Here is a 15,253-nt window from a genome sequence, read left to right as displayed (position 1 = left end):
GGATATCTTTCCGATGAAACGCCCAGACTATCGTACGCTGCAAGCGCTGGACGCGGTGATCCGTGAGCGCGGCTTCGAGCGCGCCGCGCAAAAACTCTGTATCACGCAATCGGCGGTATCCCAACGCATCAAACAGCTGGAAAACCTGTTCGGCCAACCGCTGCTGGTTCGTACCGTGCCGCCGCGCCCGACCGAACAAGGGCAAAAGCTGCTGGCGCTGCTGCATCAGGTGGAGCTGCTGGAAGAAGAGTGGCTCGGCAATGACACCGGCGTCGATACGCCGCTGCTGCTGTCGCTGGCGGTCAACGCCGACAGTCTGGCGACCTGGCTGCTGCCGGCGCTGAAGCCGGTGCTGGCGGACTCCCCCATTCGTCTGAATCTGCAGGTGGAAGATGAAACCCGCACCCAGGAGCGGCTGCGCCGCGGTGAGGTGGTGGGCGCGGTGAGTATTCAGCCGCAGCCGCTGCCGAGCTGCCTGGTGGATCGGCTGGGGGCGCTGGACTACCTGTTCGTGGCCTCCAGCGGCTTCGCCGAGCGCTATTTCCCGAACGGCGTCACCCGTTCCGCGCTGCTGAAAGCGCCGGCGGTGGCCTTCGACCATCTCGACGACATGCACCAGGCATTCCTGCAGCAGAACTTCGATCTGTCGCCGGGCAGCGTGCCCTGCCACATCGTGAACTCATCGGAAGCCTTCGTCCAGCTGGCGCGTCAGGGCACCACCTGCTGCATGATCCCGCATCTGCAGATCGAAAAGGAGCTGGCATCCGGTGAACTGATCGATCTGACGCCGGGGCTGTACCAGCGCCGCATGCTGTACTGGCACCGCTTCGCGCCGGAAAGCCGCATGATGCGCAAAGTGACCGACGCGTTGCTGGAACACGGCCACCAGGTATTGCGCCAGGATTAAAACGAAAAAAGGTTCGCCGCAGCGAACCTTTTCTTCAATACAACACCCTTACTGCGCGGCGTTGCGCTGCAGCTCAAACACCACATCCACCTGATCGTCGAAGTGAATGCTTTGCTGTTCATAGGTTTGCGCCGCGTCGTTTTCCGCCGCCGCGCCGGCCGCCTTATACATCCGCGCCACCGGCATCGGCTGATAGTTGGCGACCCGGTAGCGAATGCTGTACACCGGCCCCAGCTTGGCGTGGAAGCCTTTGGCCAGGGATTCGGCCTGCTGAGTCGCGTTCTCGATCGCTTTTTGCCGCGCCTGCTCGCGATATACGTCCGGTTTGGCGACGCCCAGCTCCACCGCGCGGATCTCGTTCAGGCCGGATTTCAGCGCGCCGTCCAGCAGCTCGTTCAGCTTGTCCAACTGGCGCAGGGTGACCTGCACCTGGCGCACCGCCCGGTAGCCCTTCAGCACCGACTCGCCGGTTTTCAGGTAGTCGTATTCCGGCTGAGTGCGCAGGTTGGCGGCGCTGATGTCTTTTTTCTCGATGTTGTTTTTCTGCAGGAAATCAAAGTACTGCGCCACGCGCTCGTCTACCTGCTTCTTCGCCTGAGCGGCGTCTTTGGAGGAAACGCTCACCTCGATCGCCAGGGTGGCGATATCCGGCGTGGCGTCCACGCTGGCGGTGCCGGAGGTGACGACGTGCGGCCCTTCAGGCACTTCAGCCGCCTGCAGCGCCATCGGTAACGTCCCTAATCCGACCATTGCGGCCATAGCCAATGCTTTTAGCTTCACAGTGTCTCCTTAATGACAGGCTGTCTCTGATCGCCGGCTTTTCCCTGCGAGAACCGCCGGATTCCTGGCATCAAACGTAGCATATCGCACGGCGTTTTGAATTCGGATTAGTGACAAATTCTTATAAATTTGCCCCCTGCCAGGCCAGCTGCAGCGCGATGCCCCACATCACCAGCCCGACCAGCGCATTGATGATGCGCTGCGCCCGCTGCGTATTCAGCCACGGCGCCAGCCAGGAGGCCAGCAGCGCCAGGCCGAAGAACCACACCGCCGACGCGCTGACCGCGCCAAGCGCGAACCAGGAGCGCACATCCGCCGTCAGCTGTCCGCCCAGGCTGCCGAGCACCACGAAGGTGTCCAGATAGACGTGCGGATTCAGCCAGGTGACCGCCAGCATGGTGACCACGATGCGCCAGCGGCTCTGCGCCAGCTCCTGCGCCGCGGCCTGCGCCGGTTGCGGGCTGAAGGCGGAACGGAACGCGCCCCAGCCGTACCACAGCAGAAACGCCACACCGCCCCAGGTGACCAGCGCCAACAGCAGCGGCGAGCGGGTCAGCAACGCGCTGCCGCCGAAAATACCGGCGCAGATCAGCACGATATCGCTCAGTGCGCACAATGAGGCGATCATCAGATGATACTGACGGCGAATGCCCTGATTCATCACGAATACGTTCTGCGGGCCCAGCGGCAGGATCATGGCGGCGCTCAGGGCAAACCCCTGCAGGAAGACGGCTAACATGGGAGATTCCTCGAATGATAAAAGGCGCCGGACGTGGGCGCGTATCGGTCAACACGCGCATCATACGAGGAAGCGATCATTAGTTGAAATTGATGTTTCTAATCCAGCATCAGCAGAGCTAATACTCAAATCGGCGTGACGAACCCCAGCTCCTGCGAGATGCGTTGCGCGGTGGCCAGCACCGGTTTGATCAGGCTTTTGACGCCGATCTGCTGCAGCTTGGCGGTCGGCAGAGAAACAGACACCGCATAAGGCACGCGCTGTTGAATATCGAACACCGGCGCCGCCACGCAGGAGACCCCCAGCTCGTTTTCCTCGCGATCCATCGCCAAGCCGCGCTGGCGAATATCGGCCAGTTCCTCATACATCTTCGGCAGCTCGGTAATGGTATTGCGCGTCAGCGTCTGAATCTCCTGCTGGTGAGTCTGCCAGTAGTGGGCCGGATAATCGTCGTTGCCGTAGGCCATGAAGATTTTACCCATCGCCGAACAGTACAGCGGCATATGCTGGCCGATATAGGCGCGAGTGCGCATCATGCCGGTGGTCGGCTCCAGCTTGTAGATCAGGATGACGTGGTCGTCTTCGCGGCTGGAGAAGTTGACCGTCTCCCCCACTTCCAGGTTCAGCTGCTCCAAATGCGGCGCAGCCACGTGGATGATGTTGAGTGACGACAGCGCCTTCTGGCCGATGGAAATGAACTTGGTGGTCAGGCGGTAGCTGCCCGGCGACGGCGCCTGGGTCACATAGCCGCTGGTGTGCAACCCCTGCAGCAGACGGTGCACCGTGCTCTTGTTCATGCCGGCCAGCTCAGACAGATGCGCCAGTGGGCACCCGTTGGGAAAATTGCTCAGGATCTCAATCAACTGCAAACCGCGGAACAGGCTTTGGCTGCCCAGTGGTTTGTCTTTCTTGTCATCTTTCTCGTCGACGGCTTTCAGGCTCATAGCGAAAATCTCTCCAGTGTCGAACCGCCAACCGGCGCTGCGGCGAAGTCAGCAGGCTCTTTGCCGGGCATGTTACCCCAAGGCCCGCATCAGGTGAAGACGGAACGCCGTTTCATTGTCCGCAGCGGGCCAAAAATCCGCAATATTTCCCCCGCATTGAAGTGAGCCATCGGTCACACTTCCGCAAAGTAAAAAATAACCCATTGTTTAATAACAGCAATTAAAACCTCATCGCCTTTGATTTAGCGCAACGAACGTCATATTATTTTTGAAATTGAATTTCGCATATTGAAATTTAAAGACCAGATACTCACCAGCGGTTTAGCTGATTTGCCCGGCATCTTCGCACGGGCGCAACACCAGGGGCGCATCACATGACTATCGATAATGCGGCACAACCCATCCTTACCCTCAGCCACATCGTCAAACGATTTGGCGGCAACGTGGCGGTCAACGACGTCAGCCTGCAGGTGATGCCGGGCGAAGTTCTGGCGCTGCTGGGCGAAAACGGCGCCGGCAAATCGACGCTGATCAAAGTGCTGGCGGGCGTCTACCCGCGCGACGGCGGCGATATTCGCTTTCAGGGCGCAAGCATCGCCTCCGCCGCCGCGATAAAAAGCGCCAGCCGCCAGCCGATCGCCTTTATTCATCAGGATCTCGGCCTGATCGAATGGATGACGGTGGCGGAAAACATGGCGCTGGTGATGGGGTTTCCCCGCCGCTTTGGGTTGATCGACTGGCGCGCCATTCGCCGCCGAGCGACGCAGGCGCTGCAAGACGTCGGCATCGCGCTCGATCCCGATGCGCGCGTCTTCGAACTGTCGCGCACCGAAAAATCGCTGCTGGCGATCGCCCGCGCGGTGGCGGTCAACGCCGAGCTGCTGGTGCTGGATGAACCGACCGCCTCCCTGCCCGCCAACGACGTGCGTCATCTGTTCGCCGTGATCAACCGGCTGCGTGCCAAAAAGGTCGGCATGATTTACGTCACCCACCGTTTGGACGAAGTGATCGAAATCGCCGATCGGGTCTGCGTGATGCGCGACGGGCGCTATGTCGCCGGCGGCCGCACCGCCGACTACTCGCTGCGCGATCTGGTGCAAACCATCGTCGGCGAAGCGATGGCGGACGATCAGCGCGAACCGCTGCCGGAGCATCGTCCGCCGGTGCTGCAGCTCGATAGCGTCACGGTGGGCGACATCGGCCCGGTGAGCTTCGAGTTGCAGCCGGGCGAGATGCTGGCGTTGGCCGGCCTGCGCGGGGCAGGGCAAGAAGAGATTGGCCGGCTGCTGTTCGGGTTGCGTCAGGCCGACGGCGGCGCGATTCGGTTTCGCGATCGGCCCTATCTGGCGAGTTCCCCGCAGCAGGCGATGGCCTGCGGCGTTTCACTGGTGGCGGGCGATCGCACCGGTGAAAGCCTGGTGATGTCGATGAGCGTGCGTGAAAACCTGTTTATCAACCCCTGCGCCAGCGGCCACCGGCTGCTCTCCCGCTACGGGCGGCGAGCGGAGATCGGCGCCAGTTGGTGGAAGGTGCAGCTGTTCGACGTACGCCCCAAGGACGTCAATATCGATATCAGCGCGCTGTCCGGCGGCAACCAGCAAAAGGTGGTGATGGCGCGCTGGATGCACCTGGGGGCGCCGCTGCTGATCCTGGAAGATCCCACCGCCGGCGTGGACGTCGGCGCGCGAGCGGAAATCTACCACCTGCTGAATAAATCCCTGGCGGAAGGTGTGGCGGTGCTGGTTATCTCCAACGATTTCGAGGAGATCGCCCATATTTGCAACCGCGCGCTGGTATTCAACCGCGGGAAAGTGGTCGGCGAATTGAAAAATCAACAGGTGTCATTCGCCAATTTATTGGAGCTGGCCTCTGCCAGCACCGGGGAAAGCGTCGCAATCACGTCAGAATCCGAGGTAGGCCATGTCTAAAACATCCGTTAAATCAACCGCGCTGGAGCAGCGCGTCAGCCTGGCGCAGGACGGCGCCGGCCCGTGGCTGATGCAGGTTCTCACCCGCTATGGCCTGCTGCTGCTGTGCATCGCGCTGGTCGTGCTGTTCTCACTGCTCACCCCCTCCTTCGCATCAATGCTGACGCTGCAGGCGATCCTGTCGAGCAAGGCCAAAATCGCCCTGTTGGCGCTGGCGGCGACCATCCCGATGATCGTGGGCAAGATCGATCTTAACGTCGGCTTCGGCATTGTGCTGTGGCACATCCTGGCGATCACGCTGCAGGTGGAATACGGCTTCTCCTGGCAGATGGCGGTGCTGACGGTGCTGGCGATTTCGGCGCTGTACGGGTTGCTGAACGGCATTCTGGTGGCGCTGGCCGATATCGACAGCTTTGTCGCCACCCTCGGCTCCGGCACCGTACTGTACGCCATTGCCCTGTGGCACTCCGGCGGGCGGCAGATCGTCGGCGACTTGCCGGATGCCTTTATCGCGCTGCACCACACCGAGATCGCCGGCATTCCGATCGTGGCGTTTTACGTGCTGATCGTCGCGGTGGTGCTGTGGCTCATCACCGAACATACCCCGCTCGGCCGCTGCATGTATGCGGTGGGCGGCAACCCGGCGGCGGCGCGTCTGAACGGCATCTCGGTCAATCGCTTTACCATCGGCGCCTTCATCGCCTCCAGCGTGCTCACCGGTTTCAGCGGCGTATTGATCGCCGCCGAACAGGGCGTCGGCCAGGCCAGCGTCGGCATGGACTATCTGCTGCCGGCGCTGGTCGGCGCCTTCCTCGGCAGCACCACCATTCGCCCAGGGCGCGTCAACGTCTGGGGCACCGTGGTCGGCATCGCCATTCTGGCAATCGGCATCGCCGGCATTCAACAGTTCGGCGGCGAATTCTGGGTCGAGCCGCTGTTCAACGGCGCGACGCTGTTGCTGTCGATCACCCTGGCCGGCTATGCCCAACGCCGTCGGCTGCTCAATCAGAAAGCGGTACAACGCAGCCAGGCGACGCCGGCTGACAACAACAATCAGACAGCGACCCACCCTTAAACCAGGAGCACACCATGAAACGCATTTGGCTGTTACCGGGGTTCACCACATTTTTGCTCGCCGCATCGCCGGTCTGGGCCGACGCCTATCTCGATCAGGCCACCGCCGCCGTGGCGAAGGCCACCGCCAGCGCCATTCAGTGGGACGGCCCCACCAGCGGCCCGCAGCTGCAGGCCAACAAGAAGATCATTTTTATCGCCTCCGACATGAAGAACGGCGGCGTGCAAGGGGTGCAACAGGGGTTGAGCGAAGCGGCGAAAGCCGCCGGCTGGAAGCTGGAAACGCTCGACGGCGGCGGCTCGGTGAAAGATCAGCTGGCATCGCTCAATCAGGCCATCGCTCAGAAACCGGACGGCATCGTGATCGGCGGCTGGAACCCTAACGTCGCCAAGATCCCGCTGAAAAAGGCCGTACAGCAGGGCATCGTGCTGACCGCCTGGCACGCGGTGCCGGAACCGGGCCCCATCGCCAAATACAACGTGTTCTATAACGTCACGTCGGATTCCAACGAAGTGGCGCGCATCGCCGCGCAATACGCGGTGGTTCAGTCCGGCGGCAAGGCGAGCGTGTTGATCTTCACCGACTCGCTGTACCAAATCGCGTTGGACAAGGCCAACGTCATGAAAGAAGAGATCGCCAAATGCAGCGGCTGCACGCTGCTGGAATTCATCGACACGCCGCTGGCCGATACCGCCAATCGCATGCCGGCGATGACCTTCAGCCTGCTGCAGAAGTACGGCGAAAAATTCCAATATGCGCTGGCGATCAACGATCTGTACTTCGACTTTATGGCCCCGGCGCTGAAGACCGCCGGCAAAGGCGGCAAGAACGCGCCTTACAACGTGTCGGCCGGCGACGGTTCGATCTCCGCTTACCAGCGTATCCGGTCAGGCGACAGCCAGTCGGCGACGGTGCCGGAGCCCTTGAAGCTGCACGGTTGGCAACTGCTGGACGAATTCAACCGCGCCTTCGCCAAGCAGCCGCCTTCCGGCTACGTCACGCCGGCGCACCTGGTGACACGCGACAATATCGCCGCCGACGGCGGCGCCAATAACCTGTATGACCCGCAAAACGATTATCAGGGCCATTACAAAGCGATCTGGGGCGTGAAGTGAACGGCGGCATTCGGCATTCATTGCGCACGCACGCTCAGCTCGAGCGCTTGTGCTCACCGGCGATTTGGGCCGAAGGGCCGGTCTGGCTGCCGCAGGAGGATGCGGTGGTGTTCAGCGACGTGAAAGGCAATCGCATGTTCCGCTGGTCGCGCCGGGGTGAGCTGGCCCTATACCGTTCGCCGTCGCACTACGCCAACGGCAATGCGCGCGACGGCGAGGGGCGCGTGGTCAGCTGCGAACACGGGCGGCGCGGCATCAGCCGCACCGAAAGCGATGGCGAAGTGCGCCTGTTGATCGACCGCGTCGACGGCAAGCGCTTTAACTCGCCGAACGACGTGGCGGTGCGTTCCGACGGCACCCTGTGGTTCACCGATCCGCCCTACGGCATCATCGGCGACGAAGAGGGTTACAAATCGGAAAGCCAGGTGATCGGCTGTTACCTCTACAGCTTCGATCCGCGCGACGGTTCGCTGACCATCGCCGCCTGCGACCTGCAGCGCCCGAACGGCCTGGCGTTTTCACCGGATGAAAAATGGCTGTACGTGGCGGACATGTCGATCGTGGATTTCCCGACGCTGGGCCGCCGCGAGCTGCGCGTCTATGCGGTCAACGGCCGCGAGCTGGAAGCCGGCCGCCGTTTCGCCACGGTGGAGCCCGGTTTCCCGGACGGGTTCTGCGTCGACCGGGCCGGCAATCTGTTTTGCAGCTGCGCCGACGGCGTGCTGGTCTTTGATCCAGAGGGGCGACAGATCGACAAAATCAGCGTGCCGGAACGCGTCTCCAATTGTACCTTCGGCGGCCCGAACGGCGATGAGCTCTATATCACCGCCACCACCTCGCTCTACCGCATGGTGTTGAACACCCGCGGTTAGCCGGGGTCTTGCAAGACGCAGGGTGGGTTTCGATCCGCCCTGCTTTGCCACGTCTGAAGCACGCCATCTCCACCAAAATGTGGCGGCGATCACAAAATCACCACTCAATTTTAACATCATGTTTTTCATGAATAATTTTACTCCCCCTTGCTTTGACTTCCCTGAATCGCCGGGATAGCATTTATTTGAAATGCAATTTCGCATATTGAAATTTAGCGAACCAAAAACAGACAATTCGCACAGGCGGAGAACCGGCATGAGAGTGAGTTACAGCGAATTAAAACAGCAATTCAAACGCGTGCTGCTGGCGCGCGGCGTGGCGGAACATCTCGCCGACGACTGCGCCGGCATGTTCGCCGACACCACCGCCAGCGGCGTTTACTCCCACGGCGTTAACCGCTTTCCGCGCTTTATTCAGCAGCTGGACGCCGGCGATATCGTGCCGGACGCCGAACCCAGCAAACTGTTGTCTCTGGGGGCGATCGAGCAATGGGATGCGCATCAGGGCATCGGCAACCTTACCGCCCGCCGCATGATGGATCGCGCCATGCAGTTGGCCGACGATCATGGCATCGGCCTGGTGGCGCTGCGCAACGCCAACCACTGGATGCGCGGCGGCGGTTACGGCTGGCAGGCGGCGGAGAAAGGCTATATCGGCATTTGCTGGACCAACTCGATCGCCGTGATGCCGCCGTGGGGTGCCAAAACGTGCCGTATCGGCACCAACCCTTTGATCGTCGCCGTGCCCGGCAACCCGATCACCATGGTGGACATGTCGATGTCGATGTTTTCCTACGGCGCGCTGGAGCTGAACCGGCTTGCGGGCAAAACCCTGCCGGTGGACGGCGGCTTCGACAACGACGGCCATCTGACCCGCGATCCGGCCACCATCGAAGAGAATCGGCGCATTTTGCCGATGGGGTACTGGAAAGGATCGGCGTTGTCGATCGTGCTGGACATGATCGCCACCCTGCTGTCAGGCGGCGCCTCGGTGGCGGAAGTGACGGAAGATCACCGCGACGAATACGGCGTCTCGCAGGTGTTCATCGCGATTGAGATAGACCGGTTGATCGACGGCGACAGCCGCGATCAAAAACTGCAGCGCATCATGGATTACGTCACCAGCGCCGAACGGGACAACCCCGACGTCGCCATTCGCCTGCCGGGCCACAAGTTCCCGCGCATTCTGGCAGAGAACCTGCGCGACGGCATTCCGGTCGACGAACGAGTCTGGGCGCGCATTCAGGCGCTGTAACGGGAGGATCATCATGATATTCGGCCACATCGCCAACACCGCGCCCGAGCAGTACCCGACGCCGGTCGCCAACGCCGTCGCCTATTTGCAGCGCACCGATTTCAGCGTCTTGCCCGCAGGGCGCTATGAAGATCCCGCCACCGGCTACGTGGTGCAGGTGCTGGATCTGCATACCCAACCACCGGACGCGCTGCGCCCGGAAGTCCACCGGCAAAACGTCGACGTGCAGTTTCTGGTCAGCGGCACCGAACTTATCGGCGTAGCGGCGGACAACGGCGACAACGTCGTTCATCAGGAGCTGCTGGCGCAGCGCGACATCCTGTTTTATCAGGACGTGGCCGACGAATCCTGGCTCACGATGCGGCCCGGCAACTTCGCGGTATTTTTCCCACAGGACGTGCATCGCCCGGCCTGCATTAACCAACGCCCCAGCGCGATACGCAAGGTGGTGGTGAAGATACCGCTGGCGTCGTTTAGCGCCTGATAGCCGCCACACCCGTAACGATAACAACACCGGTCCATGGGCCTGTGCGGGCGCCCCTGCGCCCAAATCAAGCAAAACAATAACGCCCGACCCTACAAAAAAGCGAACATCGAAAGAGGTCCTTATGAATACAGCCTCCGTTTCCGTCAGCCAAAGCCAGGCGATCCCCAAGCTCCGCTGGCTGAGGATCGTGCCGCCGATCCTCATCACCTGCATCATTTCTTACATGGACCGGGTCAACATCGCCTTCGCCATGCCCGGCGGCATGGATGACGAACTCGGCATCACCGCCTCGATGGCCGGGCTGGCCGGCGGCATCTTCTTCATCGGTTACCTGTTTCTGCAGGTGCCCGGCGGCAAGCTGGCGGTATACGGCAACGGCAAGAAGTTCATCGGCTGGTCACTGTTGGCCTGGGCGGTGATCTCGGTGCTGACCGGGCTGGTCACCAACCAGTATCAGCTGCTGTTCCTGCGCTTCGCCCTCGGCGTTTCCGAAGGCGGCATGCTGCCGGTGGTGCTGACCATGATCAGCAACTGGTTCCCGGATAAGGAGCGCGGCCGCGCCAACGCCATCGTCATCATGTTCGTGCCGATCGCCGGCATTCTCACCGCCCCGCTGTCGGGTTGGATCATCACCGCCTGGGACTGGCGCATGCTGTTTCTGGTGGAGGGCGCTCTGTCGCTGGTAGTCATGGCGCTGTGGTACTTCACCATCAGCAACCGGCCCCAGGAGGCCAAATGGATCTCGCAGGCGGAAAAAGAGTATCTGGTAAAGACCCTGCACGACGAACAGCTGCTGATCAAAGGAAAAACGGTGCGCAACGCCTCGCTGCGCCGGGTGCTGGGCGACCGGATTATGTGGCAGCTGATCCTGGTGAATTTTTTCTACCAGACCGGTATCTACGGCTACACCCTGTGGCTGCCGACCATTTTGAAAGGGCTGACCCACGGCGATATGGAGCAAGTGGGCCTGCTGGCTATCTTGCCCTATATCGGCGCCATCTTCGGCATGCTGATCATCTCCACCCTCTCCGATCGCACCGGCAAGCGCAAAATCTTCGTCGCCCTGCCGCTGGCCTGCTTTGCCGCCTGCATGGCGCTGTCGGTACTGCTGAAGGATCACGTCTGGTGGTCTTACGCTGCGCTGGTCGGCTGCGGCGTATTTATTCAGGCGGCGGCCGGGGTGTTCTGGACCATCCCGCCCAAATTGTTCAACGCCGAAGTGGCCGGCGGCGCGCGCGGCGTGATCAATGCGCTGGGCAACCTCGGCGGCTTTTGCGGCCCGTATATGGTCGGCGTCCTGATCAGCCTGTTCAACAAGGATGTCGGCGTCTACAGCCTGGCTGCCTCGCTGGCGATCGCCTCCGTGCTGGCGTTGATGCTGCCCAATAAATGCGACCACAGCGCGAGGAGCGAATGATGGAATATTGGCTGGGGCTCGACTGCGGCGGCACCTTCATCAAGGCGGGTTTATACGACCGCAGGGGCCGTGAACACGGCGTTGCGCGGCGCAATCTGGCGATCGTCGCGCCGCAGCCCGGCTGGGCCGAGCGCGATATGGCATCGCTGTGGCGCACCGCCGCCGACGTGATCCGTGAAGTGCTGTCCGCCAGCGGCGTCGCCGCCGGCGCCATCCAGGCCATCGGCATCTCGGCGCAGGGCAAGGGCGCGTTTCTGCTGGATAAGCAGGGGCAGCCGCTGGGCAACGCCATGCTCTCTTCCGATCAGCGCGCGCTGGCGCTGGTGCAGGAATGGCAACGGCAGGGCGTGCCGCAGGCGCTGTATCCGCAAACGCGCCAAACGCTGTGGACCGGGCACCCGGTCTCGCTGCTGCGCTGGCTGAAGCGGCATCAGCCTGAACGTTACGCCCGCATCGGCAGCGTGCTGATGGCGCACGACTACCTGCGCTATTGCCTGACCGGCGAGCTGGCCTGCGAAGAAACCAATATCTCCGAATCCAACCTGTATCAGATGCGCAGCGGACGCTATGACCCGGCGCTGGCGCAGCTGCTGGGCATCGGCGACATCATGCCCGCCCTGCCGACGATTGTCGGTTCGGCCGACATCGCCGGACGCGTCGCGGCAAACGCCGCGGCCATTACCGGCCTGCCAATCGGCACCCCGGTGGTCGGCGGGTTGTTCGACGTGGTGTCCACCGCGCTGTGCGCCGGCCTGCAGGACGAAACCCGGCTCAACGCGGTGATGGGGACCTGGTCGGTCACCAGCGGCATCACCGACGCCATCGTCGAGGGTTTCGATCATCCCTTTGTCTATGGCCGCCACGCCGAAAACGGCCAATACATCGTGCACGAAGCCAGCCCCACTTCCGCCGCCAACCTGGAATGGTTCTGTCACCAATGGGGGCTGCAGGACTACGACCAGCTTAACCGCTGGGTCGCCGCCCTGCCGAAAGCCGCCGGCGATCTGCTGTTCGCCCCTTTCCTGTATGGCTCCAACGCCGGCTTGGGGCTGAGCGCCAGCTTCTACGGCCTGCAGGCCTTCCACCAACGCGAGCACCTGGTGCAGGCGATCTACGAAGGCGTGGTGTTCTGCCACATGACGCACCTTAACCGCATGCGCCGGCGTTTCCCTGAGGCGCAGGCGCTGCGCGTGACCGGCGGCCCCGCCAAATCCCGCCCCTGGATGCAAATGTTCGCCGACGTCAGCGGCCTGCCGGTTGAGCTGCCGCAGGTGGAAGAAACCGGCTGTCTGGGCGCGGCGATGGCGGCCATGGTCGGCAGCGGCGTCTTCAGCGATTTCACCGCCGCCCAGCGCCGGCTGGCGCCGCGTATCGAGCGGCTGCTGCCTGATGCGGCCGCCGCCGAAGCTTACGACCACAAACACCAACGTTATCAGGCGCTGATTGCTGCATTGCAAAATCTGCAGCCCGCCAACAAGGAGGCCCCATGAGCACGAAACCGCGCCTGCAGCTGGCGCTCGATCAAACCCGTCTGGATACGGCGCTGCGCACCGCCGAGACCCTCAGCCCCCATGTGGACATCATCGAGGCCGGTACCATTTTGTGCATCAGCGCCGGCATTCAGGCGGTTAGCGCGCTGCGCGAGCGCTGTCCGCAGCACACGCTGGTGGCCGATCTCAAGGTGGCCGACGCCGGTGCGACGCTGGCCGAGCAGGCCTTCGGCCAGGGCGCGGACTGGATGACGGTGATCTGCGCCGCGCCGTTGGCCACCATGGCCAGCGCGCGGGAGGTCGCCGAGCGTCACGGCGGCGAAATCCAGATCGAACTGTTCGGCCGCTGGACATTGGAGGATGCGCGGCAATGGCGCGGCCTTGGCATTCGCCAGGCGATCTATCACCGCGGCCGCGACGCGCAGGCCAGCGGGCAAACCTGGGGCCGGCAGGATCTGGATCGGATGAAGGCGCTGTCCGATCTGGGCATCGCGCTGTCGGTGACCGGCGGCATCACGCCCGCCGACCTGCCGCTGTTTAAAGAGATCGCCGTCACCGCCTTTATCGCCGGCCGCGCGCTGGCCGAGGCCGGCGATCCGCCGGCGGCCGCCAGGCAGTTCCGCGCCGCCATCGATGACATCTGGAGATCATGATATGCGTCAGCACCCGTTGGGAATTTACGAGAAAGCGCTGCCGAAACACCTGAGCTGGCCCGAGCGCCTGGCGCTGGCCAAGGCCTGCGGCTTCGACTTCGTCGAAATGTCGGTGGACGAAAGCGATGAACGTCTGGCGCGCCTGAGCTGGAGCAAGGCGCAGCGCCTGGCGCTGGTGGACGCCATGCTGGAAACCGGCATCCGCATCCCGTCGATGTGCCTCTCCGGCCACCGGCGCTTTCCGTTTGGCAGCCACGATCCGGCGCTGCGCCGGCGCGCCTTCGACGTGATGGAACAGGCCATTCAGCTGGCCAAAGACGTCGGCATCCGCACCATCCAGCTGGCCGGCTACGACGTGTATTACGAAGAGCAGGACGAGGGGACGCTGGCGCGCTTTAGCGAAGGCATGCAGTGGGCGGTAGAGCGTGCCGCCGCCGCCCAGGTGATGCTGGCGGTGGAAATCATGGATACCGCCTTTATGAACTCGATCGGTAAATGGAAAGCCTGGGACGCCCTGCTGGCCTCGCCGTGGTTCACGGTGTATCCGGACGTCGGCAACCTCAGCGCCTGGGGCAATGACGTGCCGCGCGAGCTGGAGCTGGGCATCGATCGCATCGCCGCCATTCACCTGAAAGACACCTACCCGGTCACCGCCGTTTCGCCGGGACAATTCCGCGACGTGCCGTTTGGCGAAGGCTGCGTCGACTTCGTCGAGGTGTTTCGCACGCTGCAGCGCCTCAATTACCGCGGCGCATTCCTGATTGAGATGTGGACCGAAAAAGCCGAGGAGCCGGTGGCCGAGATCGTTCAGGCCCGCCGCTGGATCGAACAGAAAATGCAACAAGGGGGCATGACATGCTGACTCAGTTAAAACAACAGGTGCTGGAGGCCAATCTCGATCTGCCGCGCCATAAGCTGGTGACTTTTACCTGGGGCAACGTCAGCGCGGTGGATCGCGAACGCGGTCTGGTGGTGATCAAGCCGTCAGGCGTTGAATACGAGCATATGACGGCGGAGGATATGGTGGTGGTCGATCTGGCCAGCGGCCGCACCGTCGAGGGGGCAAAAAAACCGTCGTCGGACACCGCCACCCATCTGGCGCTGTACCGCGAATTCGCCGATATCGGCGGCATCGTCCACACCCATTCGCGCCACGCTACCATTTGGGCGCAGGCCGGGCTGGACATCCCCGCCTGGGGAACCACCCACGCCGACTATTTTTATGGCGCGATCCCCTGCACTCGCCTGATGACCCAGGATGAAATTGAGCACGATTACGAACTGGAAACCGGCAACGTGATTATCGAAACCTTCCGCCGGCGCGATATCAATCCCAACGCGATCCCGGCGGTACTGGTCAACGCCCACGGCCCCTTCGCCTGGGGCAAAGACGCCCACAACGCGGTGCATAATGCGGTGGTGCTGGAAGAAATTGCCTACATGGGCATTTTCTCGCGCCAGCTGACGCCGGGCATTCACAGCATGCAGCGCGAGCTGTTGGACAAACACTACCTGCGCAAACACGGCCAACACGCCTACTACGGGCAGTAGCGCGCCGGGGCTTTAACCGTGGCGCCCGATGCTTTGCCGC

General features: G+C 62.5%; 15 protein-coding genes. 12 read left to right on the top strand and 3 right to left on the bottom strand.

The features are described from left to right. The first annotated feature begins 13 nt into the window (after positions 1–13). A complete protein-coding gene (locus tag ADK28_RS25755; RefSeq protein ID WP_004931613.1) occupies positions 14–907 on the top strand; it encodes a LysR family transcriptional regulator ArgP in 894 nt (297 codons plus the stop codon). A gap of 48 nt (positions 908–955) precedes the next feature. Here ADK28_RS25755 and ADK28_RS25750 read toward each other — a convergent pair whose 3' ends face one another. From ADK28_RS25750 to ADK28_RS25740, 3 genes are all read right to left on the bottom strand, one after another. Then, a complete protein-coding gene (locus ADK28_RS25750) occupies positions 956–1,687 on the bottom strand; it encodes an oxidative stress defense protein (RefSeq protein ID WP_004931607.1) in 732 nt (243 codons plus the stop codon). 121 nt (positions 1,688–1,808) lie between these two features. Next, complete coding sequence (gene argO, locus ADK28_RS25745) at positions 1,809–2,426, bottom strand: arginine exporter ArgO (RefSeq protein WP_004931603.1); 618 nt, start codon at positions 2,424–2,426, stop codon at positions 1,809–1,811. Between the two features lie 125 nt (positions 2,427–2,551). After that, positions 2,552–3,370, bottom strand: coding sequence for an IclR family transcriptional regulator (locus tag ADK28_RS25740; protein WP_033632146.1), 819 nt, complete (start codon positions 3,368–3,370; stop codon positions 2,552–2,554). A gap of 374 nt (positions 3,371–3,744) precedes the next feature. Between ADK28_RS25740 and ADK28_RS25735 the strand changes: the two genes are divergently transcribed. The 11 genes from ADK28_RS25735 to araD all read left to right on the top strand — a co-directional run bounded on the left by ADK28_RS25735 (position 3,745) and on the right by araD (position 15,213). After that, entirely contained in the window at positions 3,745–5,298 is a 1,554-nt protein-coding gene (locus ADK28_RS25735; protein ID WP_048797025.1) for a sugar ABC transporter ATP-binding protein, read from the top strand. Next, positions 5,291–6,373 carry an ABC transporter permease gene (locus ADK28_RS25730; RefSeq protein ID WP_016930014.1) on the top strand — a complete coding sequence of 361 codons (1,083 nt, stop codon included), beginning with the start codon at positions 5,291–5,293 and terminating at the stop codon, positions 6,371–6,373. Before ADK28_RS25735 ends, ADK28_RS25730 begins: the two co-directional genes overlap by 8 nt. Positions 6,374–6,387: 14 nt before the next feature. Further along, the gene (locus ADK28_RS25725; RefSeq protein WP_048797024.1) at positions 6,388–7,488 is read left to right on the top strand and encodes a substrate-binding domain-containing protein; all 1,101 of its coding nucleotides are present in this window, start codon (positions 6,388–6,390) and stop codon (positions 7,486–7,488) included. Continuing rightward, complete coding sequence (locus tag ADK28_RS25720) at positions 7,485–8,360, top strand: SMP-30/gluconolactonase/LRE family protein (protein ID WP_016930016.1); 876 nt, start codon at positions 7,485–7,487, stop codon at positions 8,358–8,360. Before ADK28_RS25725 ends, ADK28_RS25720 begins: the two co-directional genes overlap by 4 nt. 256 nt (positions 8,361–8,616) lie before the next feature. Continuing rightward, positions 8,617–9,615, top strand: a complete 999-nt coding sequence (gene yiaK, locus ADK28_RS25715) for a 3-dehydro-L-gulonate 2-dehydrogenase (protein WP_016930017.1) — start codon at positions 8,617–8,619, stop codon at positions 9,613–9,615. 13 nt (positions 9,616–9,628) lie between these two features. Further along, entirely contained in the window at positions 9,629–10,099 is a 471-nt protein-coding gene (locus ADK28_RS25710) for a YhcH/YjgK/YiaL family protein (RefSeq protein ID WP_016930018.1), read from the top strand. A gap of 124 nt (positions 10,100–10,223) precedes the next feature. After that, the gene (locus ADK28_RS25705; RefSeq protein ID WP_033639442.1) at positions 10,224–11,519 is read left to right on the top strand and encodes an MFS transporter; all 1,296 of its coding nucleotides are present in this window, start codon (positions 10,224–10,226) and stop codon (positions 11,517–11,519) included. Next, a complete protein-coding gene (locus ADK28_RS25700; protein ID WP_048797023.1) occupies positions 11,519–13,009 on the top strand; it encodes an FGGY-family carbohydrate kinase in 1,491 nt (496 codons plus the stop codon). Before ADK28_RS25705 ends, ADK28_RS25700 begins: the two co-directional genes overlap by 1 nt. Beyond that, positions 13,006–13,662 (top strand): 3-keto-L-gulonate-6-phosphate decarboxylase UlaD, encoded by a 657-nt coding sequence (gene ulaD, locus ADK28_RS25695; protein WP_016930021.1) that lies wholly within the window; start codon positions 13,006–13,008, stop codon positions 13,660–13,662. The genes ADK28_RS25700 and ulaD overlap by 4 nt, the downstream gene beginning before the upstream one ends. 1 nt (position 13,663) lies before the next feature. After that, on the top strand, positions 13,664–14,524 hold the full coding sequence (locus tag ADK28_RS25690) for an L-ribulose-5-phosphate 3-epimerase (protein WP_048797022.1): 861 nt from the start codon (positions 13,664–13,666) through the stop codon (positions 14,522–14,524). Further along, positions 14,518–15,213 (top strand): L-ribulose-5-phosphate 4-epimerase, encoded by a 696-nt coding sequence (gene araD, locus ADK28_RS25685; protein ID WP_033639438.1) that lies wholly within the window; start codon positions 14,518–14,520, stop codon positions 15,211–15,213. Before ADK28_RS25690 ends, araD begins: the two co-directional genes overlap by 7 nt. Positions 15,214–15,253: the final 40 nt, after the last annotated feature.

Source organism: Serratia sp. 506_PEND (genome assembly GCF_001076875.1).
Classification (GTDB): Bacteria; Pseudomonadota; Gammaproteobacteria; order Enterobacterales; family Enterobacteriaceae; genus Serratia; species Serratia marcescens.
Note: the sequence above shows the minus strand (reverse complement) of the source record. Positions and strands in the feature narration are given on the sequence as shown.

Bases quoted from the DNA above. Each gene is read 5' to 3' on its own strand.
- yiaK (WP_016930017.1), top strand. From the start codon at position 8,617: ATGAGAGTGAGTTACAGCGAATTAAAACAGCAATTCAAACGCGTGCTG.
- ADK28_RS25705 (WP_033639442.1), top strand. From the start codon at position 10,224: ATGAATACAGCCTCCGTTTCCGTCAGCCAAAGCCAGGCGATCCCCAAG.
- araD (WP_033639438.1), top strand. From the start codon at position 14,518: ATGCTGACTCAGTTAAAACAACAGGTGCTGGAGGCCAATCTCGATCTG.
- ADK28_RS25690 (WP_048797022.1), top strand. From the start codon at position 13,664: ATGCGTCAGCACCCGTTGGGAATTTACGAGAAAGCGCTGCCGAAACAC.
- ADK28_RS25730 (WP_016930014.1), top strand. From the start codon at position 5,291: ATGTCTAAAACATCCGTTAAATCAACCGCGCTGGAGCAGCGCGTCAGC.
- ulaD (WP_016930021.1), top strand. From the start codon at position 13,006: ATGAGCACGAAACCGCGCCTGCAGCTGGCGCTCGATCAAACCCGTCTG.
- ADK28_RS25725 (WP_048797024.1), top strand. From the start codon at position 6,388: ATGAAACGCATTTGGCTGTTACCGGGGTTCACCACATTTTTGCTCGCC.
- ADK28_RS25700 (WP_048797023.1), top strand. From the start codon at position 11,519: ATGGAATATTGGCTGGGGCTCGACTGCGGCGGCACCTTCATCAAGGCG.
- ADK28_RS25740 (WP_033632146.1), bottom strand. From the start codon at position 3,370: ATGAGCCTGAAAGCCGTCGACGAGAAAGATGACAAGAAAGACAAACCA.
- argO (WP_004931603.1), bottom strand. From the start codon at position 2,426: ATGTTAGCCGTCTTCCTGCAGGGGTTTGCCCTGAGCGCCGCCATGATC.
- ADK28_RS25735 (WP_048797025.1), top strand. From the start codon at position 3,745: ATGACTATCGATAATGCGGCACAACCCATCCTTACCCTCAGCCACATC.
- ADK28_RS25755 (WP_004931613.1), top strand. From the start codon at position 14: ATGAAACGCCCAGACTATCGTACGCTGCAAGCGCTGGACGCGGTGATC.
- ADK28_RS25710 (WP_016930018.1), top strand. From the start codon at position 9,629: ATGATATTCGGCCACATCGCCAACACCGCGCCCGAGCAGTACCCGACG.